22 protein-coding genes and 2 tRNA genes are annotated in these 24503 nt (G+C 47.4%); 13 read left to right on the top strand and 11 right to left on the bottom strand.

What is annotated here, in order from left to right; genetic code table 11:
- Nucleotides 1-27: 27 nt before the first annotated feature.
- Together EG028_RS05250 and EG028_RS05255 are read left to right on the top strand one after the other, a co-directional pair.
- Complete coding sequence (locus EG028_RS05250; protein WP_120515259.1) at nt 28-951, top strand: carbohydrate kinase family protein; 924 nt, start codon at nt 28-30, stop codon at nt 949-951.
- Nucleotides 948-1991 carry an SIS domain-containing protein gene (locus tag EG028_RS05255; protein ID WP_120515258.1) on the top strand — a complete coding sequence of 348 codons (1044 nt, stop codon included), beginning with the start codon at nt 948-950 and terminating at the stop codon, nt 1989-1991. Before EG028_RS05250 ends, EG028_RS05255 begins: the two co-directional genes overlap by 4 nt.
- Here EG028_RS05255 and EG028_RS05260 read toward each other — a convergent pair.
- Genes EG028_RS05260 through EG028_RS05270 form a run of 3 tightly spaced genes read right to left on the bottom strand, consistent with a single transcriptional unit; the run spans nt 1963 to nt 4810 of the window.
- Nucleotides 1963-2559 (bottom strand): RNA polymerase sigma-70 factor, encoded by a 597-nt coding sequence (locus EG028_RS05260; RefSeq protein WP_120515257.1) that lies wholly within the window; start codon nt 2557-2559, stop codon nt 1963-1965. The genes EG028_RS05255 and EG028_RS05260 overlap by 29 nt on opposite strands.
- Complete coding sequence (locus tag EG028_RS05265; RefSeq protein WP_120515256.1) at nt 2560-3387, bottom strand: phytanoyl-CoA dioxygenase family protein; 828 nt, start codon at nt 3385-3387, stop codon at nt 2560-2562.
- Between the two features lie 19 nt (nt 3388-3406).
- Complete coding sequence (locus EG028_RS05270) at nt 3407-4810, bottom strand: glucoamylase family protein (RefSeq protein ID WP_206614383.1); 1404 nt, start codon at nt 4808-4810, stop codon at nt 3407-3409.
- A 204-nt stretch (nt 4811-5014) separates the two neighbouring features.
- Between EG028_RS05270 and EG028_RS05275 the strand changes: the two genes are divergently transcribed.
- Together EG028_RS05275 and EG028_RS05280 are read left to right on the top strand one after the other, a co-directional pair.
- The gene (locus tag EG028_RS05275) at nt 5015-5884 is read left to right on the top strand and encodes a helix-turn-helix domain-containing protein (protein WP_120515255.1); all 870 of its coding nucleotides are present in this window, start codon (nt 5015-5017) and stop codon (nt 5882-5884) included.
- Between the two features lie 6 nt (nt 5885-5890).
- A complete protein-coding gene (locus EG028_RS05280) occupies nt 5891-7603 on the top strand; it encodes a GMC oxidoreductase (RefSeq protein ID WP_120515254.1) in 1713 nt (570 codons plus the stop codon).
- 15 nt (nt 7604-7618) lie between these two features.
- Here EG028_RS05280 and EG028_RS05285 read toward each other — a convergent pair whose 3' ends face one another.
- Both EG028_RS05285 and EG028_RS05290 read right to left on the bottom strand, forming a co-directional pair.
- A complete protein-coding gene (locus EG028_RS05285; protein ID WP_206614382.1) occupies nt 7619-7840 on the bottom strand; it encodes a hypothetical protein in 222 nt (73 codons plus the stop codon).
- Between the two features lie 101 nt (nt 7841-7941).
- Entirely contained in the window at nt 7942-9384 is a 1443-nt protein-coding gene (locus tag EG028_RS05290; RefSeq protein ID WP_120515253.1) for a S41 family peptidase, read from the bottom strand.
- Nucleotides 9385-9814: 430 nt separating this feature from the next.
- Here EG028_RS05290 and EG028_RS05295 point away from each other — a divergent pair, with 430 nt between their 5' ends.
- Entirely contained in the window at nt 9815-11776 is a 1962-nt protein-coding gene (locus EG028_RS05295) for a hypothetical protein (protein WP_120515252.1), read from the top strand.
- 43 nt (nt 11777-11819) lie between these two features.
- Here EG028_RS05295 and EG028_RS05300 read toward each other — a convergent pair whose 3' ends face one another.
- A complete protein-coding gene (locus EG028_RS05300) occupies nt 11820-12137 on the bottom strand; it encodes a hypothetical protein (RefSeq protein ID WP_123864568.1) in 318 nt (105 codons plus the stop codon).
- Between the two features lie 1046 nt (nt 12138-13183).
- Between EG028_RS05300 and EG028_RS05305 the strand changes: the two genes are divergently transcribed.
- Nucleotides 13184-14950, top strand: coding sequence for a hypothetical protein (locus EG028_RS05305; protein ID WP_120515250.1), 1767 nt, complete (start codon nt 13184-13186; stop codon nt 14948-14950).
- A gap of 105 nt (nt 14951-15055) precedes the next feature.
- Here the strand turns inward: EG028_RS05305 and EG028_RS05310 are convergent, their stop codons facing one another.
- A complete protein-coding gene (locus EG028_RS05310) occupies nt 15056-15418 on the bottom strand; it encodes an SIR2 family protein (RefSeq protein WP_185096809.1) in 363 nt (120 codons plus the stop codon).
- Between EG028_RS05310 and EG028_RS05315 the strand changes: the two genes are divergently transcribed.
- On the top strand, nt 15411-16250 hold the full coding sequence (locus EG028_RS05315) for a recombinase family protein (RefSeq protein WP_241559062.1): 840 nt from the start codon (nt 15411-15413) through the stop codon (nt 16248-16250). The genes EG028_RS05310 and EG028_RS05315 overlap by 8 nt on opposite strands.
- Nucleotides 16251-16330: 80 nt before the next feature.
- On the opposite strand, the gene EG028_RS05320 is transcribed toward EG028_RS05315, so the two are convergent.
- Together EG028_RS05320 and EG028_RS05325 are read right to left on the bottom strand one after the other, a co-directional pair.
- Nucleotides 16331-16404: transfer RNA gene (locus EG028_RS05320), tRNA-Asp, on the bottom strand.
- A 101-nt stretch (nt 16405-16505) separates the two neighbouring features.
- A tRNA-Asp gene (locus EG028_RS05325) sits at nt 16506-16579 on the bottom strand.
- Between the two features lie 150 nt (nt 16580-16729).
- Here EG028_RS05325 and EG028_RS05330 point away from each other — a divergent pair.
- The 4 genes from EG028_RS05330 to EG028_RS05345 are packed head-to-tail and all read left to right on the top strand — an operon-like array spanning nt 16730 to nt 21091.
- Nucleotides 16730-17239, top strand: coding sequence for a hypothetical protein (locus tag EG028_RS05330; protein WP_123864570.1), 510 nt, complete (start codon nt 16730-16732; stop codon nt 17237-17239).
- A 5-nt stretch (nt 17240-17244) separates the two neighbouring features.
- The gene (locus EG028_RS05335; RefSeq protein ID WP_206614381.1) at nt 17245-17748 is read left to right on the top strand and encodes a class I SAM-dependent methyltransferase; all 504 of its coding nucleotides are present in this window, start codon (nt 17245-17247) and stop codon (nt 17746-17748) included.
- A gap of 21 nt (nt 17749-17769) precedes the next feature.
- Nucleotides 17770-18798: a hypothetical protein gene (locus EG028_RS05340; protein WP_123864571.1), complete on the top strand. Its 1029-nt coding sequence runs from the start codon at nt 17770-17772 to the stop codon at nt 18796-18798.
- Nucleotides 18764-21091, top strand: a complete 2328-nt coding sequence (locus tag EG028_RS05345; RefSeq protein ID WP_123864572.1) for a hypothetical protein — start codon at nt 18764-18766, stop codon at nt 21089-21091. Before EG028_RS05340 ends, EG028_RS05345 begins: the two co-directional genes overlap by 35 nt.
- A 246-nt stretch (nt 21092-21337) precedes the next feature.
- On the opposite strand, the gene EG028_RS05350 is transcribed toward EG028_RS05345, so the two are convergent.
- Nucleotides 21338-22537 (bottom strand): glycoside hydrolase family 88 protein, encoded by a 1200-nt coding sequence (locus tag EG028_RS05350; protein WP_162946276.1) that lies wholly within the window; start codon nt 22535-22537, stop codon nt 21338-21340.
- A gap of 110 nt (nt 22538-22647) precedes the next feature.
- On the opposite strand from EG028_RS05350, the gene EG028_RS05355 reads away from it, so the two are divergent.
- Together EG028_RS05355 and EG028_RS05360 are read left to right on the top strand one after the other, a co-directional pair.
- Complete coding sequence (locus EG028_RS05355) at nt 22648-23127, top strand: thermonuclease family protein (protein ID WP_120515244.1); 480 nt, start codon at nt 22648-22650, stop codon at nt 23125-23127.
- Between the two features lie 50 nt (nt 23128-23177).
- A complete protein-coding gene (locus tag EG028_RS05360) occupies nt 23178-23651 on the top strand; it encodes an acyl-CoA thioesterase (RefSeq protein ID WP_120515243.1) in 474 nt (157 codons plus the stop codon).
- Nucleotides 23652-23835: 184 nt separating this feature from the next.
- Here EG028_RS05360 and EG028_RS05365 read toward each other — a convergent pair whose 3' ends face one another.
- Complete coding sequence (locus tag EG028_RS05365; RefSeq protein WP_120515242.1) at nt 23836-24471, bottom strand: redoxin domain-containing protein; 636 nt, start codon at nt 24469-24471, stop codon at nt 23836-23838.
- Nucleotides 24472-24503 lie beyond the last annotated feature (32 nt).

Below are 24503 nucleotides of genomic sequence, written 5' to 3' on the forward strand. Positions count from 1 at the left end.
ACCGCCGAACCCATATAGCAGCCTTGTATGAAATATGATATTCTTTCCGTTGCCGATCTCTGCTTCGACATGATCGTGAGCAGCCCCGTGCAGCCACAGTTCAACCAGGTGGAACTGCTGGCCGATGATTATATGTTCGACCTCGGCGGCTCTGTAGGCATTTTCGCCTGCCAGTTCGCCAGGCTGGGCGGAAACATCGCCCTGCTGGGCAGCACAGGCAAAGACATGGCCGGGCAGATCGTATTGAACCGGCTGACTGAAGCCGGTGTGGACACCCGCCTGATCACCATCCATGATACTGAAAAAACGCCCATGGGCCTGAACATATCCTGCAAAGGAGACCGCGCCATGCTCACCTATCTCGGCGCGATGAACAAAACCGCCCCTCAGCTGCTAACCGGAGCACTACTGCATCAAACCCGCCACTGGCACATCGGCGGATATTTCCTGCTCGAAAATATGATCCCCGCATGGCCCGGCTGGCTGCAACAGTTGAGGAACACCGGCGTCAGCATTTCACTCGATACCAACTGGGACCCTTTCGGTAACTGGGAAAATGTATTGCAGCTGCTGCCGCTCACGGACGTATTCCTGCCCAATGAAGCAGAGGCCAAAGCCATCAGCGGCAAAAACGATCTCATGGAAGCGGGCCTTTTCCTGGCGGAACGCTGCCCGCTGACCGTCATCAAAATGGGAGAAAATGGCGCAATGATCTTCACCGGATCCGGTTCCCAATATTATCCCGTCCCATCCGCGCTCACCGACAACCTGCGGATTGCGGACACCACCGGTGCCGGAGACAACTTTGACGCGGGGTTCATTTTCTCCTGGCTTTCCGGTAAAACACCGGCGGAATGTATTCATAATGGTTTCCGCTGCGCAGTAGCCAGTCTCCAGGGGTTGGGCGGCATCGAAACACAAATCAGTCACAGCGAAAAATCACCAGGATGAGCCGTTACTTACAAGATATACTTGACCAGCCGGACCAGTTGCTGCAATCGCTGCAACACAGCGTGGACAAGGGCAGTGGGGCCTTAAAAAAATCAGCCGGGCTGATCACCGGTGCAAAAAATGTTTTTATCACCGCCATCGGCGCCAGCTGGAGCGCGGGCATCGCTATCCAGGCGGCTTTTAATGAAGCGGGCGTACAGGCCGTTTTATGCGATGCGGCGGACTTTCTTTATTTCACCAGGATACCGCCGGATTCAGCGGTCCTTTTCCTGTCGCGGAGCGGGAAAAGCGTGGAGCTGGTGCAGGCCCTGCCTAAATGTAAACTGGCGAAAGCGGCCGTTATCAGTATTACCAATGCCGCGGACAGCCCGCTGGCGGAAAGTTCGGATGCGTGCCTGCTCACCAGCGTAAGATTTGACCACAGCATTTCCGTGAGCACCTATTCTTCTATCATTCTCACGGGTTTGCTGCTGACGCAGTATTTCAGGCCACAATCCCCCGGACTGCTGATATACGACGAGCTCATGGAATCGCTCCGGGAAGTAAATGGCCGGCTAAAGGAATGGCAGGATATCATCGAAACAACTTCGTGGCCGGAAAAAAACGGGCATACTTACTTTACCGCAAGAGGTGCGAGCCTTGCCTCCGCTCATGAAAGCATGTTGCTCTGGGAAGAAGTGGCCAAACAACCCGCCGCCGCCCTTACCACCGGCGCTTTCAGGCACGGGCCGCAGGAAATCATCGACAACCCGCTCAATATGGCGGTGTGGCTGGAAAACAACATCGCGAGGGATCATGATGTAAAACTGATCAATGATCTTGTGGGAAAAAAAGTGAATGTGCTGTCCATCGGGCAGGAGCTGCCCGGCAGGCTGAAAGGGCATACCGTATATGTTCCATCATGTCCATGGCTGTTCAGCCCGGTCATCAACATCATACCTTTACAGCTGGCCGCGGAAAAGCTGGCGCGCATGAAAGGAATCGACCCGGATGTTTTTCTTTACTGCAACTTTATTGTTGAATCAGAAGGAGGACTTTGAGGAAAAAAAACAAGCGGTGCTGCATGATCGTACGCAGTAGTTTCAATGCTCGCGTCATGTGGGCCTGTACGGTTTTGGGGGAGATACTTAGTTTTTCGGCAATCTGTTTTTCGGAAAAGCCGCTTTCACGGCTCATCCGGAATACAAGCCTGCATTTATCCGGCAGGTGGCGGATCGTGTCTTCCAACTGCCGGCGGGTGGATTCGTAATCCACCCATTCAGCCGTATAGTTGTCCTGCCTGGCAGCAACGTCGTCATAAAAACTGTTGTGCGCTTCCTTTTGTTTTTTCTGTTTTACCAGCATGGCCAGTATTTCGTACTTCGCGCAGGATGCGATGTATGTATAAAAGGAATGCCGGAGATGAATGTTTTTCCGTGTCTTCCAGATGTTCATAAACACATGCTGCACGATTTCCTCCGCATCTTCTTCTGAACCGGTTTTATGTTTTGCGTGTAGCAGCAGTTTTTCCCAATACCGGTTATACAGGGCTTCAAATGCAGCACTGCTATCCTCATCCCGCACCAGGCGGAACAGTTCACTGTCATCATATTGCTGCAAATGTTTCATTTATTTTAATGCTTCGTCTTTATCCTTTTCGAGGAAACCCGCATTTTCTGAGATCTCTTGAGCCGCCCATTCCAGCAAAGCTTCGTCCGGCACCATCTGCACAGGTACGGTGCTGGATTGTGAAGGTTCGTTGTACGGTACATTGCCGGCCCTGTTGTACACAGATATCAAAGACCAGCGTGGATGTTCGGACAAATTGGCTTCGGAGCGGTGCAAAAGGTTGGGGTGAAAAATGAGGCTGTCACCGGCTTTCAGCTCCACATACACCAGCTCCAACGTTTTCAGTGCAAGCGTCACGTAATGATCGGCGGCGCCTACCTGCTCACCGGAAAAACCATGCTCAATGCGGCCCATCTTATGCGAACCCCGGATCACCTGCAGGCAGCCGTTCGCTTTGTTTGCATCCGTTATAGCGACCATGACGGACACCATCTGGTCCGGGAATAAAAATTCATTTTTGTACCAGTAACCATAGTCCTGGTGCCATTCCCAGGCGCCGCCCACACGCGGTTCCTTCTGCATCAGCTTGCTGTGAAAATGACACACGGGGGTATCCCCTTCCATGAGCCTGTCCGCCGACTCCACCATCCGCCTGCTTTTGCTGAGCAGGCCGTACGCATCGTTGCCGGGCACATACCAGAGTGTCAGTTTCGTTTTTTTCCCGGTCTGATCGTTCAGATCAAAGGCGTGTTTCCGCATGAGGCCGTCCGCAAAGGCAATGTCCTGCAATCTTTGCACTTCCCCTTCGCTGAGATAGTTCCTGATGATCACATAACCGTTCTTATGATAATCTTCGATCTGCGCTGCGGTTAATTGAAAGTGTCCCATAATGTAATGTTTGAGGTGATTATTTTATCCAGGGGCTTTGAAAGCCGAGTTTTTTCATGCCGTTCTGTATATCGGGTATTTTCATGAACAGTTTCCAGAGCAGGCCGGTGCGGTAGTTTTCGATCATTACCACGATCGGCCCCTGGTCTATGGCCAGGTGCGATTTTGCATACCAGTTGTGATGGATGCTGAAGCCGTCCGTAAAGCCGTATTTGCTCCAGATCCTGTCGCCCATTTCTTCGTAGAAATAACGCAGCGCCTGCATACTTTCCTTTGGCGTGAAAGGCATGGATGAAATAGCCGCGGTGGGCTGGATAACACCCAGATCGGTATCCGGGCAGTGTGCGGCGTACCCTTTGTAACTGTCTCCGGCGGTGAGGCCCCAGCATTTTTCACTGTACCCTTTATATTTCTTTGGGTTCTCGATACAATAGGCCCTGTTGATGAGCGTATGCGCGCGTGCCTGTTCCTGGTAATCGATGCCCAGCGAATCTTTCAGGCCGTTGGGGTCTATGCCCTGGAAAGTGTATTGTTCAAAGAACAATGGACCGCCACGGTCAAAATTCCCCAGCGGCAGTTTGATGCCGTAGTAAGTATTTCCATTCCTGAAACCTTTACTGCCGGCCCATGAACCGTTGTATACCTCCTTCGAAATCCCGTGACGGGGAGAGGAAGCCGCCATAATGTAAGTGATCAGGCATTCGTTCCAGCCCCATACCGGGAAGTTCATATCAAAACCGTTGTTCGGGCTCCAGTGCCAGAACAGTTTATCCTGGTTGTTCGTATGCCAGTTCCAGTTGGCGGCGCCCCACATCTGGTCCACCCTTTTGCGGAGGTACTTTTCGCGCGGGGCGTCCCCGGTGAAGTATTCCCTGGCGCAGAGGAAACCCATCAGCAGGTAAGAGGTTTCCACTATGTCAGCCGCATCATCCAGGCGGTCGAATTTGATGGTTTTACCTGTGCGGCCGTTCATAAAGTGGGGGTAAATACCGTGGTAACAATCGGCGTTGATCAGGAAGTCCGCGATGCGGATGAGCCTTCCCACAGCGGTATCCCTGCCTATCCAACCTCTTTCCACGGCCACGATGGTGCTCATGATGCCAAAACCCGTACCGCCGATGGCGCCGGCATCGGGGCCAAACGGGGTGGTACTGAAATTCGGTTCGTCCCAGGCTTCATTGATATAGTCCCAGTAATGCTCCGCCAGCACAGTATTACTTCTTTCCAGCGCCAGCCCGCTCACGGGATGAGCGCCATGCCAGAAGAAACGGAAGGTCTGCCGCTGTACCGTTTCCAGCAATGCTTCGTCGCTAAGACCTTTTATGATGCCGACCGGCGCAATGGTATGGGGTTGTTTTTTAGGTTGAGCTGTTGCGGCAACGCTGAAAGCCGTCACCATGACCAGGATCATCTTTTGTATCATTTCTGAGTGCTGTTTTGGCTGTGGTTATAGTTGAACGTGGTATGCGATCTTACGCGGAGGGAGAACAGCAACGGATGGTATGTGGCACATGAACAAAGCTAGATATCCCGGTTCTTCCAAACCACCATTTTTAACCCTAAATTCTATACTTTCATAGCAAAATCCGGCAAATAAGCGTTAACTTATAAGCATAATACAATCGTTATGAAGCCGGCGCTGGAACATTTGCCAAAGGAGCAAAACCATTCTTTCGTTGTAAAAGATTTCGACTACAGTTATTATCCCACTCCATGGCATTATCATCCCGAATATGAGATCGTACTGGTAACGGAAAGTACCGGGAAACGTTTCATCGGCGATCACCTGTCCGACTTCCAGCCTGGCAACCTCGCCTTTATCGGCCCAAACCTGCCGCATCATTACAGGAACGATGACAAATACCTGGAAGAAGGTTCTACACTGCGCGCCCGGTCTATTGTTGTGCATTTCACCGAGTCTTCCCTGGGAGAAGATTTTATCGCCCTGCCTGAAACAAAACGGATACGCAAACTTTTCGAACGCGCCGTATGCGGGCTGGACGTTGGCGGCGCCACCCAGCGCAAAGTGAGCCAGAAGCTGCAAGAGATTGTGCATCTCTCCGGCATGCGCCGCTGGCTGTGCCTGGTGGATATGCTGCAGGATATGGCTGAATCAAAAAGCCTTACCGCTATTACTCAATCGTCTTTTGTGGGGCATAATCCAAAAGAAGCCAACCGGCTGAGTAATGTATTCGACTGGATACACGCGAACTTTGAAAGCGACATCCGCCTGAGCGAAGCCGCCGCCATCGCGGATATGAACGAAAACGCCTTTTCACGGTTTTTCTCGCTGCGCACGCGCAAGACATTCTCGGGATTTGTACAGGAGCTTCGGTTGCAGAAAGCCGCACGGCTGCTGGAGGAAAACGAACTTTCCGTTACAGCCGTGTGTTACGAATGCGGTTACAATAATATTTCTAATTTTAACAGGCAGTTTCTCCATCACTACCAGATGAATCCGCTGAAATACCGGCGTTCCTTTCTCCGCGAAAAATGACACGTTATGATCAATATCCATTCTACAGGTAAAGAAGAAAATACTTTCGATGCCATTGTGATCGGCTCCGGCATCAGCGGCGGCTGGGCGGCCAAAGAACTTTGCGGCCACGGCCTGAAAACGCTGGTGCTGGAAAGAGGCAGAAATGTGGAGCACAACAAAGATTATCCCACCGCCACCAAATCGCCCTGGGAATTTAAACACCGCGGGCAGATGACAAAAGAATTCCTGCTGGCGAACCCGCTCATCAGCAAGGCGGCGGGGTTTGGAGAAGACAATGCGCATTTTTTCATAGAAGATAAAGACCACCCATACATCCAGGACAAACCATTCGACTGGATACGTGGCTACCAGGTTGGTGGCAAGTCGCTCACCTGGGGGCGGGCCTGCCAGCGGTGGAGCGAGTTTGAATTCACTGCGCCACGGCGGTACGGGTATGGCATCGGCTGGCCTATCGGGTATGCGGATGTGGAGCCCTGGTATTCCCATGTAGAAAAATTTATCGGTGTATGCGGCACCCGCGATGGCATAGAAGCCATGCCGGACGGCGAGTTCCTGCCACCTTTCGATCTGAATTGCGCGGAAGCGCATATCCGGCAAAAGATCAACGCGCATTATAAGAACCGTCATCTTGTACACGCACGCTGGGCGCATCTTACATCTCCGCAACCGGTCCACATAGAGCAGGGCCGGGCCAAATGCCAGGCAAGGAATCTATGTATGCGCGGATGCCCGTTTGGCGGATATTTCAGCAGCGTGTCCTCCACCCTGCCGTGGGCCGGCAAAACCGGCAACCTCACCGTACGGCCGCATTCCGTAGTGCATTCCATCATTTACGATGAACAGAAAGGAAAAGCTACCGGCGTAAGAATTATAGATGCCAATACGAAACAGACAACGGATTTTTTCGCGCGTATCATATTTGTAAATGCCTCCGCGCTGAACAGTAATCTTGTGCTGCTGAATTCCACTTCCGGCCGTTTCCCGAACGGGCTGGGCAATGACAACGGCCTGCTTGGAAAATACGTCGCCTTCCACAACTACAGGGCTTCCGTAAGTGCAGAACTGGATGGTATGGAAGACAAATATTATTTCGGTAAAAACCCGACTGAGCCTATCATCGCCAATTACAGGAACCTGCACAAACAGGACACGGATTACGTAGGAGGTTTTACCACTTTTATGGGCGCGCGCCGGGCTAACAAAATTTACAAAGACCTTCCCGGCGTGGGTGCCGGGCTGAAAGAAGCCATGACAGAGCCCGGCGGATGGGAAACCTATATGTACATGCAGGGAGAAACGATCCCCAAAGAAACCAATAAAGTAGAACTGAGTAAAGATCAGAAAGACCAGTTCGGTATGCCGTTGCTGAAAATATCCGTGGACTATGACGAAAACGACGAACGGATGATCCGCGACTTCCTGACCCAAAGCGCCGAAATGCTGGATAAAGCCGGCTGCAGAAATATTCAGCAATATGACAACCACCAGCCGCCCGGCCTTGACATTCATGAAATGGGCGGATGCAGGATGGGCAACGACCCGAAAACCTCATTGCTGAATGAATGGAACCAGCTGCATCACTGCAAAAACGTATTTGTAACGGATGGCGCGGCGATGGCGAGTACGGGCAATCAAAGCCCGTCTATTTTGTACATGGCGCTGACAGCCAGGGCTGCGGATCGTGCGGTGAGTGAGATGAAAAAAGGGAATCTGTGAAAGAGCCCATCCTGGCTACTCATAACCAAAACCATCCCATACACAGCCCACCGGGTAACCTAATGCCGCGGACGCCGCGCTGGTAAACTTTCCGATCCAGGCATTCCATTCCTCATCCTCCATATTCCCGGCAATCTGGAGGCCGCCCGGCTCAATCGAGGCCCAGATGTACTTTGTATCGTCCTCCTCTTCCTGGCTAAACCAGTAAGGGCCGTCGCTGCCTAACCAGCCGGGCATATCTTCGTAAATGACAAATATCTTTTGCCAGACTTCATCCGGGCATCGTACCGGATATTCAGAACTACTTCCTGGTGATTCATTTCGTTAGTTTATATTTTTTATAACCGCATTACTGTCCTGATGAAAGGATCATACTGAAGCAGGTAAGCCTTATCGTTGAGTGCGCCGGAATATTGGCTGGTGGAGATAAAATCGCGGATATCATAGGGCACTTCGATCTCCAGGTTGTCATGCATCAGGTCCGCCGGTTTTTTGGCGCCTGTCACTTCAATGGACGGCGCTACACGGTATGGCAGACTTGTATGCGGAAGTTTGAACAGCAAAGGAGCATACCCTACACCGAGGAAATTCCCCGTTCTTCTTCCGATGGTGTAAAAATGATCATCCGGCCGTGCATTCGGGACGATCATGGCGCTGCCGGCACTGGAGTAATGATCTTCAAAAAGCACATAAACAGGTCCTGTAAAACGAAGGGAAGAATCCGAAGGCATCAGCGACTCTGTTTTGTCAACCAGCGTGTACAATCTATATTTTGCCAGCAAGGGTGATGATTCTTTTTCTTTTCCGACACTTTTGGTGGCGCTTATTTTCAGCTGGTAATTGATACGTTCCGGGATAATAGCCGCGTACAGCGACTGCCAGGTGATATCATCGCCGCCGGGGTTTCCCCGGAAATCGATAATGATCCTTTTTATTTCAGGCACACGGCTCCTGTACCGGCCCAGTTCCCGTTGGAGGAAAGGAATAGAATCTGAATTCATTTCGGTGAGGCGGATATACAATACTTTTTCTTCTTCCCAGAATGTAATGCCGGTGCCGTGTTTCCGCTTATATGCCACAGGCAGGTAGCGGGTAAATTCGCGGGTGGGCATAGTTAACGTTCTACTGTTGCCGGAAGGAAGGCGAAACGTGAATGTAAGGCTGTCGCGAAAAATGGTTTCCGGGTTTTTGAAGAAACCGGCGCCGAAGAATTTTCCATGTTTTATGTCATAAGCATAGTACCTGCCTGACAGGTGGCCTCGTACATACCTGTCCACCGGCTTGCCTTCAAAGTGCGTGATCTCTGCCCCGATGCCAATGGTGTCCTTCCCATATGTAAAAGCTTCCCGCACGATGTACTTTCCATCCATGTACGTGTTGGGGATCGCCATTTTGAACAAAGAACGCTGGCGGCGGTAGGCCTCATCCTGCGCCTGCGCCCAGGGGGAGAGGGGAAACCAGCTACTGGTATGCATATCTTGTGAAAGCGTGAGGGCTTTTTGAAGGAGAAGGTAATACGACAGATCGGAGGAGATCGTGTCTATCTCTTTACCGAGGACATTCATTTCCCGGAGAGCATCGTATTTCCACACATCCTTTTTGATGGCGATATGCGGGGAGATACGGGCGATGGTACTGATCAGGGTATCCAGGTCTTCATGCATCTGTTTTTTCGTCAGGGTAAGGGATTGAGAGAAAATGGCGCCTGGAGAAAAAAACAGGATGATGGTGAAACAGAGATAAATTTTAACGTACCGGGAAAGGGAATTTTGGCTGTTCATCTTTCAATGTGTGTTATTGCGTTTTCACAGTTTGATAGAACGGTGGTATCCGGGAATTATTTCCTGTAATAGTAATGATTTTATCCATTTCTTTTCTAGTTGCCTTGAATATCAAAAGTTTCCCAAAGATGGTTTCTTGATAAATATTTATTGTTTTTCAATAAATATTTACCTATATTTGCATTATTGTTTAATCCTGTCAATCTGCCTTTTATGACATACTTATTCCTATCATCTTTGCTGGTTCTTCCATTTGGAGTTGATTTCCTGGTACGGGTGGTGTTTTATTGCCTGTGATTCAGGCTGACGTTAAGGTCGTATTCCTTTATCAGGGTGCATAGTGTTTCTGCATTCCCCGTAGCATCATCCACCGGGTGATGAGAGTACCTCGTCTTGCGAGGGTATTATTCAAGAAGATAGACCACAACCAATGCAGACATTTAGAGATTTGTTGCGGACAGATAGCCGTCTCAATCCATTTAACCCTAAGTTTGATATTACTTATCTCCGGGCAACATGGACAGAATCTGTTCCGAAAATATTAGAAGGAAATTTGGAAGACATACAAGCACTACACGAAACGTGCAATGTGTTGCCCATGTTCAATCATATTTATACGTTAGTGTCCCAAAAGATCGACGAAATCATTACACTTACCGCTTTGACCAGAGAGGCCCTAATTAGCCTTTTGCTAGCCCAACATAATGCATCCTATTTATGGGTGATCGGCCAGTTCCGGGCATCATTTCAAGGCCGCACGGATTTTGATTTTACCGAAACATTTGGACACCGTACGACTTCCAGAGATCCGGGGGTTGGCGACATCAATACGGGCGGCGGGCTGGCCACTCTGGTAGATACTTTGCAAATTGCGCTCAATTTTGTGAAAGATAAATCCGCATTCAATCTTAATGCAAGTAACCCAACGGACATTGCGGCAATTCATTATACTGATCAACTAGTAAAAGAAGCTAATTTACTTTTTGGATTTAAATCGACTTATGAAGCAGTAATTTGGAATGGCGGCTACGTCAGAAAACGTGGGGAAAATGATTTCTTGGCTACCTTCCCCGACCGAGCAAAACTCATTTTAGAGGAGATCGGTCGTTTCCGACTTCAAATGGATAGCCTGGCAATGAACGTTAAGCTTCAGCAAATACTTGCAAAGCAAGGGGAAACCAACTTGGGCTTCGATCCTGCTGTACGGAAACATGTGTGCATTAAATCCATTCAGTTAACGGAGGGAGCTGTTACTTATGAACTGCAGGATGGTGTAGATGCTAAAGAACTAGACGATACATTCAGTTTTTTTGCAGCATTGGAAACTTTCTACCCTTACTTGAATAACGTATCGTTGCCAACATTCGCCCCGTTAAAGATGAGTGACATTATCTTGATGTTCCAACTAACGACTAGTTTGTTTAGCAAAGTGGCCGATAATACTGATTATGCCGAAAAGGTTACCGACCTTAAAACGATGTTCAGCCACCCCTACAAAATTGCCAAAGATGTGCTGGGGCGCTATCTCTTAGAACGCAGCACTTACAATCAGGCTACCATTGATACTTTTTTGACGATGATAACAAAGCTGCAGGAAGAGTATTATAATTTTTGGAACAAGCCTTTGGCTGAACTTGGTGAAGATCTACTGGTATCACTTTTACCGATAACCGCAGCGAATCATTTTCATTTTCTTGATCGCTGGCTGGAACAAGGTGGCTTTAACCTGGAGAAAAGAGGCCGTATGCTGGAAAGCCATGTAAAAAGCACTCTACGTGAATTATTAACTACAAAGAATTTTGAACACCACATACCGGAAACCCAGCGTTTTCGAATAGCAGGCGAAAAAGAGGAGATTGATCTTATCATTAACCTCAAATCAGTCATAATTATTGCAGAAGTAAAGTGCATTAAATATCCGATGGAAATAAGGGATTATTATAATAACTACGAACGCTTAAAAAGAGGTGCTGCACAGGTTGCCCGTAAAGCAGACTTTTTCAGCCGGAATTCTGACGGGTTCAAATCAATCACGGGGCCGGTCGGGGGCAAAAAGTTGATACGATTGGTAGTTACCAATTATCCGATTTTTGCAGGTTGTTTGATTGATGATATTCCGGTCATTGATTTTCACTGGTTAGAAGGTTACTGTAAACATAATTATCAAATTGAGTATTCTGCTTCTGGATTGAAAGGACAATTAACGTCACAGATAGAACAGGCAAAAATACTATACGGGAGCGAAGATGAATTTAATGCCAATTTTGAAACGCAAATGCGCAGCCCTATCATTATAGAGCAGCTGAAATCATCAGTTTCTATTAAGGAAACACGAATGACCTTCAGCGACTTTCCTATCAGATTATATTATGAAAATGCTTCCTTCGATTAGGGAGTAGAAAAAATCAAGCTCAGTCGCGTAAACCTTCAATTTTTCAAAAGCCCCAAGATTTTAGAAGATTATGCATATCACTACTTGGCAAAGACACCATATTTGTAATTCGGTTTTTGAGAATAAAAGATACCGGATTTAGGTAGGCAATTTGGTCAGGCACTAACACCTCTTTTATATCAATGGATTGGTTTTTACACCGCTCATGAAATAACTGATAGCTCTTCATTTGCCCTATAATATTAATTTTATTTTCCATTGGAAATTTATTAGACTGCATCATTATCTCTGCGAGCGTATCAAATTGTCCTTCGTTTAAGCCTGCTAAAAACTCCATATTAGCAGGAAAATCCCGCTCCATTTCTGACCTAATTTTTAGCAACTCATTTATCATCTCCTCATTCTTAATCCGATAGCGATTGAAACCTACATAATAGAGGTCAATTTGAAATAGGAGGACTTGGTATGCACATGATACAGATTATTAAAAAGAAAAGTATTGAAAGCACTACGTGCTATGGTTAAACGCTTCGGTATTTTTGATTCCCCTTCTTCAGCCAGTGGGGAATCATGGGAGATTTGGTCAATCTCAAAACTTAGCTCAAACCTAATTAGTAATTTTATTACATGTGCTTGCAATAAAGGATTTTTCTTTGCGTATTTGGCAATACCGTTCAAAAAGAAGTAGGAATCAGAATGTTCACCTGGTCATTAGCTTTCCATTCATCTGAACCGCGATCTAACATTAAGCGATTATATATTTCGTCTGCATAATCGTAATGAAGGTTTTTTGATCCCAGGTCATAAAGTACAAAGCTCTATTTCGTTAACAACAATTTTAAAGATCATGTTACAAATACATTACAGGAATGGAAAGGCTTTTCAAGCAGAAAAATTTCGACAGAACAGGCTACCAAAATATTGAGACATAATGGGATAAACGCAAACAAGGAGAAGACTAATATTATATTGGATTTTCCCTATCTCATCGCCAAGACATACAGGAGTACCGAAAACAATGAGGAAATATCCCAGAGGTTTGAACTTAAATAGGGAATCGAACATCAAAATGTACCTTTCAGCCCAATCTCGAACACTTTTTTCATCAGGAAATCCTAGAGGCAATTTTCTGTAAATCAGATTTTTATGAGCATAAAAAAAGGAAACAACTGAAATTTGTTGTTTCCTTTTGCGGAGGTTGTGGGGCGGAAGTTGAACCATTCCCACCAGATAGTTTGATAAAAAAAGGCACCAATTAGTTGGTGCCAATTTCTTAGGGGAACGAAAAAAACTTAATAATCACCGTGTTACGACAACTCTTAGAGGTTAGTTCCGAGCCCCTTTCTGTATCTTTAAAAAGTAGAAATCGATGTTTTGAGAATACAAAATTATGATTTTAATTGCACTATGCAAAATATTACTATTCCATTCAATGTCAATCCTTTTGAACGACTATTTATTGATAAGGGATTAGAATTGCTCTTTAAAAATAGTGTCGATACATATCGACTGCGCCTACACAATCCAAAAACTTTAATTGAAGAACTTGTTTCTGTATGTCAATCGTCAGCACTTGGACTACTTACTAACAATGACTATGCTAGCGCAATAGCTAAAGAATTATCACAACTAATTAACGAAGAAAATCACAGCATAATTTTCCAAAAGGTAAGTAAAAAGCACTTTATTGATACCTTGTCTAAAATTTCAAACAAGAACAATGCACTTACAATCCAGTCATGCAAATTAATACTAAGTGACAATACTAATTACGTTACTAATACAATTGATGAAATTATAAACTTAACAAGTTCCTACACTGAGTTAATTGACGAGGATTTAAAATCCAACTTAGAAAAGAAAATAGTTGTTTTGACTAACCATTTCTTCGTTGAATTGGTAAATAGCGGGTACAATAAACAATATTTATATAATTTCTTTCAAGTGTCTTTTGTTAGAAATAGTAATGCCGGCATTAGCTTTAATGAAAGAGTCGAAATTCTGAAAACGCTTATTGCAAAACCAGCAGAAGAATTTACAATTATTTATAAGATAGTTGGCAGTTCATTTCAATTTATTGAGTTTAAAAAAATTGATTCGGTGTATGAGTTAGTCAATAAGCGGTTCAGAAAAATTATCGAGCCGATAGTATCAGAACAAGTCAATGAATTTCTTACTACCAACAAGCTAGATCAAATGATTACTCATTCAGTTAGTGCTTTAGACTATTTAAAAGCTATTGAGTTATCATTGGATAAAGTATCAAAGGACATTGACATATATCATCTGGGCCTCAGCAAAAATTCTTTCAAAATTGACGAAAAATGTGCCGTTATTGGAAAAATCAATCCTCAAAAATCAGCTACTTTTCCATGCAACTTTCAAATAGACGGATACTTTAGGAGTAACGCCACGATTTTTGAAATACTGCTTGATAAAATAAACAAGATAAAACTAAACAATACGGACAGGGAAAGCTTTGATAAAATCCTTTCTGCAATCAGATATTACAGGACAGGCAGTGAATCTCCTGAATTAGAAACTAAATTGTTAAATTATTGGATCGGCTTAGAATATATTTTTACATCTACAAGAAGCGAAGAAAAAACCATTGAAAGAATTAGAACTTTATTTCCAAAATGTCATTCATTAATTTACGTGAAGCGAAACCTTCATGATTTTCACAGGACGTTGGAGAGGTTAAATGTTTCCATTCACATTGATGGATACAGTGACGACTTAGAATATTTGACAAACCACGCTACTTACCAACAAATTATCGATTGTAGCCCTAATGAACTACTAAAATTCCGGGCAAAATACTTCAGAAAATGGGTAGAAGCTCCGAACAATATCCAATCAACTTTAAGAAAGCATGAAATAAATCTTACTCACAATTTCACTCGTCTTTATCGCATTAGGAATGAAATAGTCCATAATGCGGCAATCAAAAGAGGTATCTATGTAAGCATATCGCACATGAAATATTACTTAACTTTTATTCTTAATTCGATTTTAGATTTTATGGCAGAACAGTCTGTGGACACGGATAACGATGGAAAAGTTTCGATTGATGACTATTTCATTGCACAAGAAATAATGCTGGGGTCTTTAAATGGGGGTACAATAAAAGAGTACATTAAAATAGATAATCCAGCCCAAATCATTTATTAAGCCACAATTCAATTATATAAATCTCGTTAATTAACAAACAGAAACAAGACTAGGATAACCAAAACATACTTTAGTTACGGCCAAACAGGAATTATGCTCCATTCCTTAATTAACAGCTCTTATCGCTGAAACTAGGTCTTTAAGTTCATTTAATGAGGCCAAGAGACTTGCATGGTCACCATTATCATTTTCATATTCTAAAATCTTAATATTATAAGAGCTCTTTATGGCCTTATTTAAGGCATTGTGCATTCCTGCGGGCATAATAGAGTAATGAGGATGTGCACTTGGCACTGCGATATTCGAATTTTCAAGTACGAGTTGTATATCAGGATCACTCAAACCACAGCCAATAAATAATATTGTATTTACAAGAAATAAACTATCCAACAAACTGTAAAATGAAGGACCACAGGCAAGTTTAATGCGCTGGGTGTTCGAAGAAATTGCCGCCAGCCACTTGAACACTGAACAGATTCTAAAAGCTGTAAGGTTAAAAGGCCTCAAATGCAGTAAGAATAACTTTTGGGTAGCACTGCGCAATCCCGCCTATTGTGGTAAAATTTTCATTCCGAAGTATAAGGAAGAAGAAGCATTTTATGTACCCGCCCAACACGAACCGTTAATCTCCGAAGCATTGTTTTTCGAAGTACAAGATGTTTTAGATGGAAGAAAAAAGAAACAGCGAACGAAAAAATTCAGTGATGAAAACCTTCCTTTACGCGGCTTCCTTATTTGCCCGAAGTGCGGCAGAAAGCTAACCAGCAGCGCCTCCAAGGGCCGCAAACTTCATTATCACTATTACCACTGCATTTCCTCCTGCGGCTGCCGCTACAAAGCAGACGTAGCCAACAAAGCGTTGGAGTCGGAAATCAAAAAATACATGCCGAGAAGAGAAGTCCGCGCATTATTCAAAGAAGTAATCAAACGCGCCGTAAAGCAATACGGCAGCAGCGCCAACGTAGAAAAAGACCGCATCAAAAAGCAAATAGAACTATTCAGCGAAAAGATAAAAACCGCACGGGAGTTAATGTTCTCCAAAGAAATTACCCCGCAGGAGTACCGCGAAAGTAAAGCCGAGTTCGAACAGGAATTAACGCGGTTAGAAGCAAGATTAACCAACATCCCCCAAAACGAAAACAGCATCGATATAGATGCCGCATTAGAAAACGCCTTTCAACTCGGAGACCGCTACCAGCAAGAAGATGTAGAGCAAAAACGGAAAATAATCAGTTCAATTTTCCCCGAAAACCTCGTTTTCGACGGTGAACTATATCGAACCACAAAGTTAATGAAGTGATGCAGCTGATTTACGCCATGGACGAGACATTACCAAAAAAAATGGGACAAACTTCTGTGAAAAAGATTTGTCCCATTTTGCGGACCGGACGGGACTCGAACCCGCGACCTCCGCCGTGACAGGGCGGCATTCTAACCGACTGAACTACCGATCCAACTTTTTTTATATACGTACCGGCCTTTCGCCAGGAACGTGAAGATAATATTTTCTAACCAAAGAGATAAAAAATGCCCCCTTTTCAGGGAGCATTTTTTGCGGACCGGACGGGACTCGAACCCGCGACCTCCGCCGTGACAGGGCGGCATTCTAACCGACTGAACTACCGATCCAAACCTTTCCTTTATAGACTTCCAAGCCTTGCGCTCTTCCGTTTTGGGATTGCAAAGATAAGGACAATTAAAGCATATAAGCAAATCTTTTTAACAAAAATTTTAAGCCCCCGGAAATACTTAATTTCATTGAGCATCAAAGCCTATCACATGAAATTCCATTGTATCATATTACTGTTCCCCCTGCTGTTTGCCTGCCATACCACCAGCAAAAAAACAGCCGCAGACAGCTCCATTATCGAAGGTGTGAAAGAGCTCGTGCCCGTCGCGCCACCCCCTTCCATCGACCGGCAGGCCGCCCAGGTACAGGCCCAGGATACCCTTTTTGAAGACGGCACCATCCCCTCCACCTGGAGCAACGCAGGATTCGACGATCCCGAAGGGTTCAAACAATTCCTCCTCCGCTTCAAGGATTGGGTGAAAAACGACCGGAAAGACAGCGTCATCCTGCACGTCCAGTTCCCGCTCAGGCAATACAAAACCGCGAAATCCCTCGAACAGCATTACGACAAAATATTTGACGCTTCCCTGAAAGCCCTGGTGGACACCCAGCGCCTGGACCGCATCTTCCGCAATTACCAGGGCGCCATGATCGGCAGCGGCCAGATCTGGTTCGCTTCCATGCCGGATGGTTACCGTATCACTGCGATCAACAAATAAAAGAGATGGAACTGAATACCGCCATATCTCTTATCAGCACCCCGGCCATCCATACGCCGGGGCCGGCCACCTGGGCGGATCTTGGCTGCGGTCAGGGGCTTTTTACCCGCGCATTGGCCTCCCTCCTGCCCGGCGGCAGCAAAATAATTGCGGTGGACCGCGAGCCGGTGCAGTTTCCCCAGCCAGGCATCCAGTTCAAACAAATGGATTTTGAAAAAGATGAGTGGAAATTGCCGCCCCTGCATGGTATCCTGATGGCCAACTCCCTTCACTTTGTGAAGAACAAAACAGCCTTCCTCGCCAAAGCCGCTCCCCATCTCGAAAAAGATCATCGTTTCCTCATCGTGGAATACAATACGGACACTTCCAATCCATGGGTGCCTTATCCCCTTTCATTCCCCAACCTGCAAAAACTTTTCAGGGGAGCGGGATACAAAAAAGTGGAGCTCCTGCGCGAACATCCTTCCATTTATCACCGCTCGAAGATGTACGCCGCACTCATCCACTGATTTATCGATATTTGCAAACGCATGAACATCCGCAAACTATTATTATGGTGCCTGTTGCCCTTGTGTATGGCCTGTTCCCGTCCCAGGGAGACAGACCGTGCATTTTATTACTGGAAGCAGCGCTACGAGCCCGGCCTGGCGGAAAATGCCGCTTTGCGGACCTTGCATGTGAACAGGTTGTACGTGAAATGTTTTGACGTGTCGTGGAATGATGTAAACCGTACAGCCGTGCCCGTTGCCCTCGCAGATTTTAAAACACCCTTCCCGGACAGCCTGCAGGTGGTGCCGGTCGTATTCCTGATGAACGAAATATGGCAGCAAAAAGATTCCGGCTGGGCACAGCTGATGGCGGAAAGAACGGCTTCGCTGCTGGCAAAACAATGCGCGCGGATCCCCACCCGGCAGATCAGCGAAATACAGCTTGATTGTGACTGGACGCGCACCAGCCGCGACCAGTACTTCAGTTTCCTGCATCACATCAGGCAACAGCCCTTTTTTGCCGGCAGACAGATATCCGCTACCATCCGCATGCACCAGGTGAAATACCTGGGCAGCAGCGGCGTACCACCCGTGGACAAAGGCCTGCTGATGTGTTACAACATGGGCGACCTCCGCAAGCCCGGCGATCACAACTCCATCCTGGACATGGATGCGCTGAGGGCTTACACCGGCTCCGACAGGATCAGCAATTATCCTTTATCTTTGGACCTGGCACTGCCCCTCTTTGAATGGGATGTGCTGTTCCGGAACAAAAGATACACCGGACTGCTGCGGCAACTGCCCCTTGACAACAGGCGCCTGTTCAGGAAAGACGGCCAATACACCTACACCGCCCTGCGTGATACCGCCCTTCAGGGCGTGCTCATCCGGCAGGGGGATGTGGTGCGGCACGAGAGCTGTCCGCCAGAACTGCTGCAAAAGGCAGCGCATCACCTGACCCGGCAGCGGCAACCCCACAAGCCGGCCATTATATTTTATCATCTTGATCCCATCATCCTGCAAAAGTATTCTGTGCATGAACTGGAAACGATTTACAGTATTTTTGAGTAGCCTCCTGGTGATCCTTTTGGGCGGCGTTGCGTATGTATTTTCCTGCGGCCCCGAACCCGATCCGTATGACTATTACGCCAATTTTTTCAACCCTAACATTTCTTCCCAACCGGGGTTCGAGCCTTTTTATTACACCGCGCTCTCTCCCTTTTATGGCAATGAAACACCTGAAGAACCATTGAACCTGAAAGAATGGAACGATTTTTTCGGCGGCAAAATACCGGAAAAGGATATCCGCGAGTTTATCTACACCTACACCCGCCCGCAGATGAGCACGCTGTACTTGCATATCGAAAAGGGCGCGGCGCTTCAGCTGCCTGACAGCATCAAAAACAATGCGCTGACCCGTCATTTTATACAGTCATCGGATAAGGAAACTTTGGGTTACCTCATGTTTGCCAAACAGTGCGAGCCGCACACCAGCGGGCCTGAAGGCTGGGATGAAGTGAAAAGGGATTCCCTGGCTATGATAAAACTTTCCCGGAACGGGGTACAGCTCTACAAAGCCTGTAGAAATGAAAACCTCCGCGAACGTTTTGCGTTCCAAGCCATCCGGCTGGCGCACTACTGTAATGCCTATACGCAGGCATTGCAATATTACGATTCGTTAAAAACGCCCGCCGGTTCCACATCGCTCATTCATTACAAGATCGAAGGGCTCAGGGCAGGCGCCTTACGCCGTACCGGCAAAAACGCCCGGAGCGCGTACCTCTTTTCCCGTATCTTCGAAAATGCCCCCTCGCAGCGGGAAATGGCCTACCGCAATGTACATTATACAGATGCCGATGAAAACGCCGTGCTGCCGCTCTGCAAAAACGACCGGGAAAAAGCCACGGTGGCCGCTATCTACGCGCTGAAAACCACGGACGTAAATGTGGAAGGCCTGCGCAAAGTGTACCGGCTGGATCCACAGTCTCCCATGCTGGATGTGTTGCTGAGCCGGGAAATGAATAAACTGGAAGAGGATTATTTCACCACTATGCTCGAAACGGATGCCAACGGGCAATCCTTCTTCTGGGCGGAAAACAGGAACGACAAATCCAAAATAACAGAACTGCAAACACTGTTGGACGAACTCGCCAAAGGCGGCAAAGTGAAAGAGCCCGCGCTGTGGAATATCTCTTCAGCCTACATCTCGAACATGCTCAAAGACTTTGCCGGCGCCCGCGGCAAGCTGGCCCTGGCTTCCACGCCCAACCTGCGGCCTGCCCTGAAAGATCAGCTGGAAGTGGTAAAACTGCTGGTCACCATCAACGAACAGCCCTCCATCGACCCCGCATTTGAAAATAAGCTGCTGGAATCCTTCCGCTGGCTGGACGGCAAAACGGCCGGCAAACTCACCAGTACCTACAACCTGGAGACGGCCGAGATGGACACCTATTATTTCAAACGGATGTACCGCAACCTGCTGGACCTGGTGATTTCCTCCCGCTATGCCAAACAGAACGATCTGGCCCGCAAAGCGCTCATCATGGTTAAAAGAGATCATGTACTGCCTTATGCCTACAGTTATTTTAACGTAAGCGGCATAGATTATATGGAAGATAGCCTCCAGGCACACCAGCTGCTGGCGCTATACAACGGGTATCAATCAAAAAAGAAAACGCCTTTTGAACAATACCTGTACGAACAATTAAAAATGAGCGATAAAGAGATCGGTGAAATGATCGCGGTGAATTATGTGCGGATACACCAGTTCCAGGATGCGGTGGAGTGGTTCAAACGTTCCACCAGCTCCCGTTACGCCACACTGGCCTTTACGCCTCAACTGGAAGATTTCGGTTATGACAACTCCGATTCCGCCAAACTCACCGGCATCAGCCAGCAGCAGTTTGCGGAACGTATGCTGGAACTGGAAAAACAAATGAAGAAAAAACCGGACGCAAAAGTCTATTTCGAATATGCCACCGGCCTGTTCAGCATTTCTTATTACGGTCATGCCTACCAGTTCTCGGCGAGTTACCGCCCCAGTACCGATTGGTACACGCCCGAAGATGACAAAACGCCTTCCGGGAAACAGTATTTCGGATGTTACCGCGCGGAAGAATATTACAAAAAGGCCGCGGATGCCGCGACAGATAAGGAATTTAAGGCCGAATGCCTGTATATGGCCGCCCGCTGCGCACAGAAACACATGCTGAACGCCGAGGAACCTGAATGGTATAAACTGGCCACCAACAATCCATATTTCCCGGAGCTTTACAAAAACTTCCAGCAAACGGAATTCTACAAAGAAAGAATGACGCAATGCGGCTATCTCCGCGACTTTCACCGGTCCCAGCCAAAATTGTAAGCAATACGCATAAAAACGAAGGGATGGAATAAAAACTCCATCCCTTCTTTATTTTTCATCTTACTACGTACTCAAAAAAATGGTAGGATATTAACCAAATCTACTCCAGATCAAGTCCACCTCATCTCCACCTTAAGTCCGCCTTCCCTGTATCTCTCCTATAGGCACCATATAGGTTTCCGGTAATTACGCGGTAATTTCCAAGCAAAAAGCAAAATACTATCATATGAGCGGGCACGATGCTCTTTACAGGTACCATTTTTTGTACCGCAGCAATCCTTCCAGGAAATAATAATCCGCGTAGGTTAAAGGCACATCCACTTCGGAATTCGCCAGGAAACTCCCCACGCTGTTCTTCAGCAGGAAACCGCCATTTTCGCCCAGTTTGGCGCGGTAGGCATCCGATGAAAGCGATTGCAGCATCACCGCGGCGGCATCCACATACGTGGTGCGCTCGGCTTTGTTTACATATTGGCCCAGCTCCAGCAATGCGGATGCGGCGATAGCGCCGGCAGATGCATCGCGGGAAGTGGGGATCTGCGGCGCGTTGTAGTCCCAGTAAGGGATCTTGTCGGCCGGCAGGTTCGGGTGATTGAGGATAAATTTAGCGATCTGCCTGGCCTGGTTGAGATATACCTGGTCTTTTGTGAAGCGGTACATCATGGTAAAACCGTACAGGCCCCATGCCTGGCCCCGGCTCCAGGCGGAGGTGTCATGCGCGCCCTGGCCGTTCACTTTTTTGATGATCTCTCCATTGTCCAGGTTGTAATCCACGATGTGGAAAGTGCTGTAGTCAGGACGGTAGTGATTTTTGATGGTCGTGTTCGCATGTGTAAGCGCGATCTCTTTGTATTTGCCGCTGCCGCCATTCTGGGTCACCCAGAGCAATTGCTCAAGGTTCATCATATTGTCGATGATCACGGGGCAGTTGAGGTTTTTGCTTTTGTTCCATGACTGGATAGAGTGGATGGACGGACGATAGCGGGTGACCTGGTATACAGCCGCTGTGTCTATCACTTCTTTATACTTTTTATCGCCGGTGATACGGTACGCATTGCCAAAGCTGCAAAAGATCATAAAACCAATGTCGTGGTTGCCGGTATATCTTTTTTCCTTTTCCAGGATGGCGAGCCTTTTTTCCGCTTCGGCCTTCACATTGGCGTCTTTGGTGTATTCATACAGGTACCAGAGGGTGCCGGGATAAAAACCGCTGCACCACCATTCCGTGTCCGAGGTAACGGGTTTGCCATTGGCGAAAGAACGGGGCATACGGTCCGCGGGGGTATTGTTTTTCAGTACTTCGTACTGTTTTACGGCAAACTGCATGTTGTCATCGATGAGGCCGGCCATTTGTTTTTTGGTAGAGGATGCCTGCGCGGCGGATAAAAGCGGTAATAGTAATGCGACAATGACTAGTGTAGCCAGTCTTTCAAAAGTGGATTTCATTTTTGCGTGTATTTAGGACTGTAAACGTGTAAAGTCTGCCTGGGTTGCAAACGTTTGCATAAAAATAATAAACGAGGGGGAATATCCAAGGAAATTTTTAATCTTGCAGCATGCGCACCTTGTTGATATTAATACTCGCCCTGAGCAGCGTAATAGCCCGGGCGCAGACCTATACCGGGAAAGTGACGGCCGTAAAGGACGGGGATACGATTGAAATGCTGGTGAACGGGAAACCCCTACGGATCAGGCTTTTTGGGGTAGACAGCCCGGAAAAAGGCCAGCCGTTCGGCGAAAAGGCGCGGCAGTATACCTCGGGGCTTTGTTTCGGCAAGGTGGTGAAAGCCCGGAAAGAAAGCCGGGACCAGTATGGGCGAACTGTGGCTGAGGTATATTTGCCCGACGGCTCCAGCCTGAATATGCAACTGGTAAAAGCGGGTTTTGCCTGGCAATACACCCAGTTCAGCAAAAGCCGTGACATGGCGCAGGCGCAAACGGAAGCAAAGGCCGCCCGCAAAGGGCTGTGGCTGGACGCGCATCCCGTGGCGCCCTGGGTGTGGCGCAAACAGCGCCGGAGCATGACCGGCAGGTAAAGGGATAACCGCTATATTGAAGAACCTTGATCATTTATTAAAACAATACAATGGAAAATCCGCAACACACAGTAACGCTGCGTTTCCTGGCAGAACCTTCAGATGTAAATTTCGGCGGAAAAGTACATGGCGGCGCCGTGATGAAATGGATTGACCAGGCGGGCTTTACCTGTGCGGCCAACTGGAGCGGACAATATTGCGTAACGGTATATGTGGGCGGCATCCGGTTTTACAAGCCCATATCCATCGGCGACCTGGTGGAGATCTCGGCCTCCATCATTTACACCGGCAATACCAGCATGCATATTTCCATTCACGTATTTGCGGGCAGCCCGCGGCAGCGGGAGAAAGAAAAAACCACCCATTGTATCATGGTGTTCGCGGCGATTGACGAACACGGCAAAACCGTGCCTATCCCCAAATGGGTGCCGCAGACGGATCATGACAAAAGCATGGAGGATTACGCCCACCGGCTGATGGACCTTCGCAAGACGATTGAAGATGAGATGAAACCTTACCTGTAGGGGCGGACGGAGAAAGCCATATCCGGAAGGTAAAAACCGGCCTCGCAGGCCATGCCGAAAATCTGTTCCGGTTAGGCCCTGCCTGTAACGAAAACGGAGAAATCTTTTTTAAAGATCACTCCGTTCCTGTTATGCACGCTGAGCGCCATAACCCGGCAATTATCAGTGAATTATTCTTGTAAGTTTAGGCAATAGCACGGCTCAGCGCCTGTGCCTGGCCCGCGGTGTATACTTCAGACAGCAGTTCGCGGCGGTTGATGCTGCGGTCGAAATAACGGTCGATGAAGTCGAAGGTGATGCGCTGGCTCTGGCCGATCACAAAAATAGCAGGCAGCGGGGCATTTTCTTCGAAGCCTGACAGGCGGTCCCAGAGCGGGTCCGTCTCAGAATAAATACCAGCGCTACGGTCGATCTGGTGGTTGCGGTCCAGTGCAAGGGGGAAAGTGATGTTATGTTTTGCCGCCACTTCTTCCAGCTCCTTCCGGCTGTCCGCCGATACTACCAGCAGCTGCCCTCCCATCACCTGCACATCCGCATACAGGTCCTGCAATTCTTTGATGTATTTATCACCATACCCGTTCCAATGAATGGAGAAAAATGCCAGTACCAGCGGCTGGTTCAGCAGTTCGCTGCCTACAATGTAACTGCTGTCGCGGTTCATGAACTGGAAAGGGATCACAAAATCTTCCTTGTGCAGGTTAAACAGCGGCAGGGTATGGCCGGCGGTAATAGGCTTGATGGGGGTATTATCCAGCGGCTTGGTGCGGCGGATGTCGTAGCTGAGGGGCAGAAAGTCTGCATATCGGTTAATCGTACGCATATGTTCTTTTTTTAAGGTTGGTTTGACTTTTA

The organism is Chitinophaga barathri (assembly GCF_003807585.1).
Classification (GTDB): Bacteria; Bacteroidota; Bacteroidia; order Chitinophagales; family Chitinophagaceae; genus Chitinophaga; species Chitinophaga barathri.

Coding starts and splice junctions, on each gene's coding strand:
- EG028_RS05340 (WP_123864571.1), top strand. CDS start 17,770: ATGAACATCCGCAAACTATTATTATGGTGCCTGTTGCCCTTGTGTATG.
- EG028_RS05265 (WP_120515256.1), bottom strand. CDS start 3,387: ATGGGACACTTTCAATTAACCGCAGCGCAGATCGAAGATTATCATAAG.
- EG028_RS05260 (WP_120515257.1), bottom strand. CDS start 2,559: ATGAAACATTTGCAGCAATATGATGACAGTGAACTGTTCCGCCTGGTG.
- EG028_RS05330 (WP_123864570.1), top strand. CDS start 16,730: ATGAAATTCCATTGTATCATATTACTGTTCCCCCTGCTGTTTGCCTGC.
- EG028_RS05275 (WP_120515255.1), top strand. CDS start 5,015: ATGAAGCCGGCGCTGGAACATTTGCCAAAGGAGCAAAACCATTCTTTC.
- EG028_RS05290 (WP_120515253.1), bottom strand. CDS start 9,384: ATGAACAGCCAAAATTCCCTTTCCCGGTACGTTAAAATTTATCTCTGT.
- EG028_RS05255 (WP_120515258.1), top strand. CDS start 948: ATGAGCCGTTACTTACAAGATATACTTGACCAGCCGGACCAGTTGCTG.
- EG028_RS05295 (WP_120515252.1), top strand. CDS start 9,815: ATGCAGACATTTAGAGATTTGTTGCGGACAGATAGCCGTCTCAATCCA.
- EG028_RS05285 (WP_206614382.1), bottom strand. CDS start 7,840: ATGCCCGGCTGGTTAGGCAGCGACGGCCCTTACTGGTTTAGCCAGGAA.
- EG028_RS05345 (WP_123864572.1), top strand. CDS start 18,764: ATGAACTGGAAACGATTTACAGTATTTTTGAGTAGCCTCCTGGTGATC.
- EG028_RS05305 (WP_120515250.1), top strand. CDS start 13,184: ATGCAAAATATTACTATTCCATTCAATGTCAATCCTTTTGAACGACTA.
- EG028_RS05280 (WP_120515254.1), top strand. CDS start 5,891: ATGATCAATATCCATTCTACAGGTAAAGAAGAAAATACTTTCGATGCC.
- EG028_RS05355 (WP_120515244.1), top strand. CDS start 22,648: ATGCGCACCTTGTTGATATTAATACTCGCCCTGAGCAGCGTAATAGCC.
- EG028_RS05270 (WP_206614383.1), bottom strand. CDS start 4,810: ATGATACAAAAGATGATCCTGGTCATGGTGACGGCTTTCAGCGTTGCC.
- EG028_RS05350 (WP_162946276.1), bottom strand. CDS start 22,537: ATGAAATCCACTTTTGAAAGACTGGCTACACTAGTCATTGTCGCATTA.
- EG028_RS05335 (WP_206614381.1), top strand. CDS start 17,245: ATGGAACTGAATACCGCCATATCTCTTATCAGCACCCCGGCCATCCAT.
- EG028_RS05250 (WP_120515259.1), top strand. CDS start 28: ATGAAATATGATATTCTTTCCGTTGCCGATCTCTGCTTCGACATGATC.
- EG028_RS05300 (WP_123864568.1), bottom strand. CDS start 12,137: ATGGAGCGGGATTTTCCTGCTAATATGGAGTTTTTAGCAGGCTTAAAC.
- EG028_RS05360 (WP_120515243.1), top strand. CDS start 23,178: ATGGAAAATCCGCAACACACAGTAACGCTGCGTTTCCTGGCAGAACCT.
- EG028_RS05365 (WP_120515242.1), bottom strand. CDS start 24,471: ATGCGTACGATTAACCGATATGCAGACTTTCTGCCCCTCAGCTACGAC.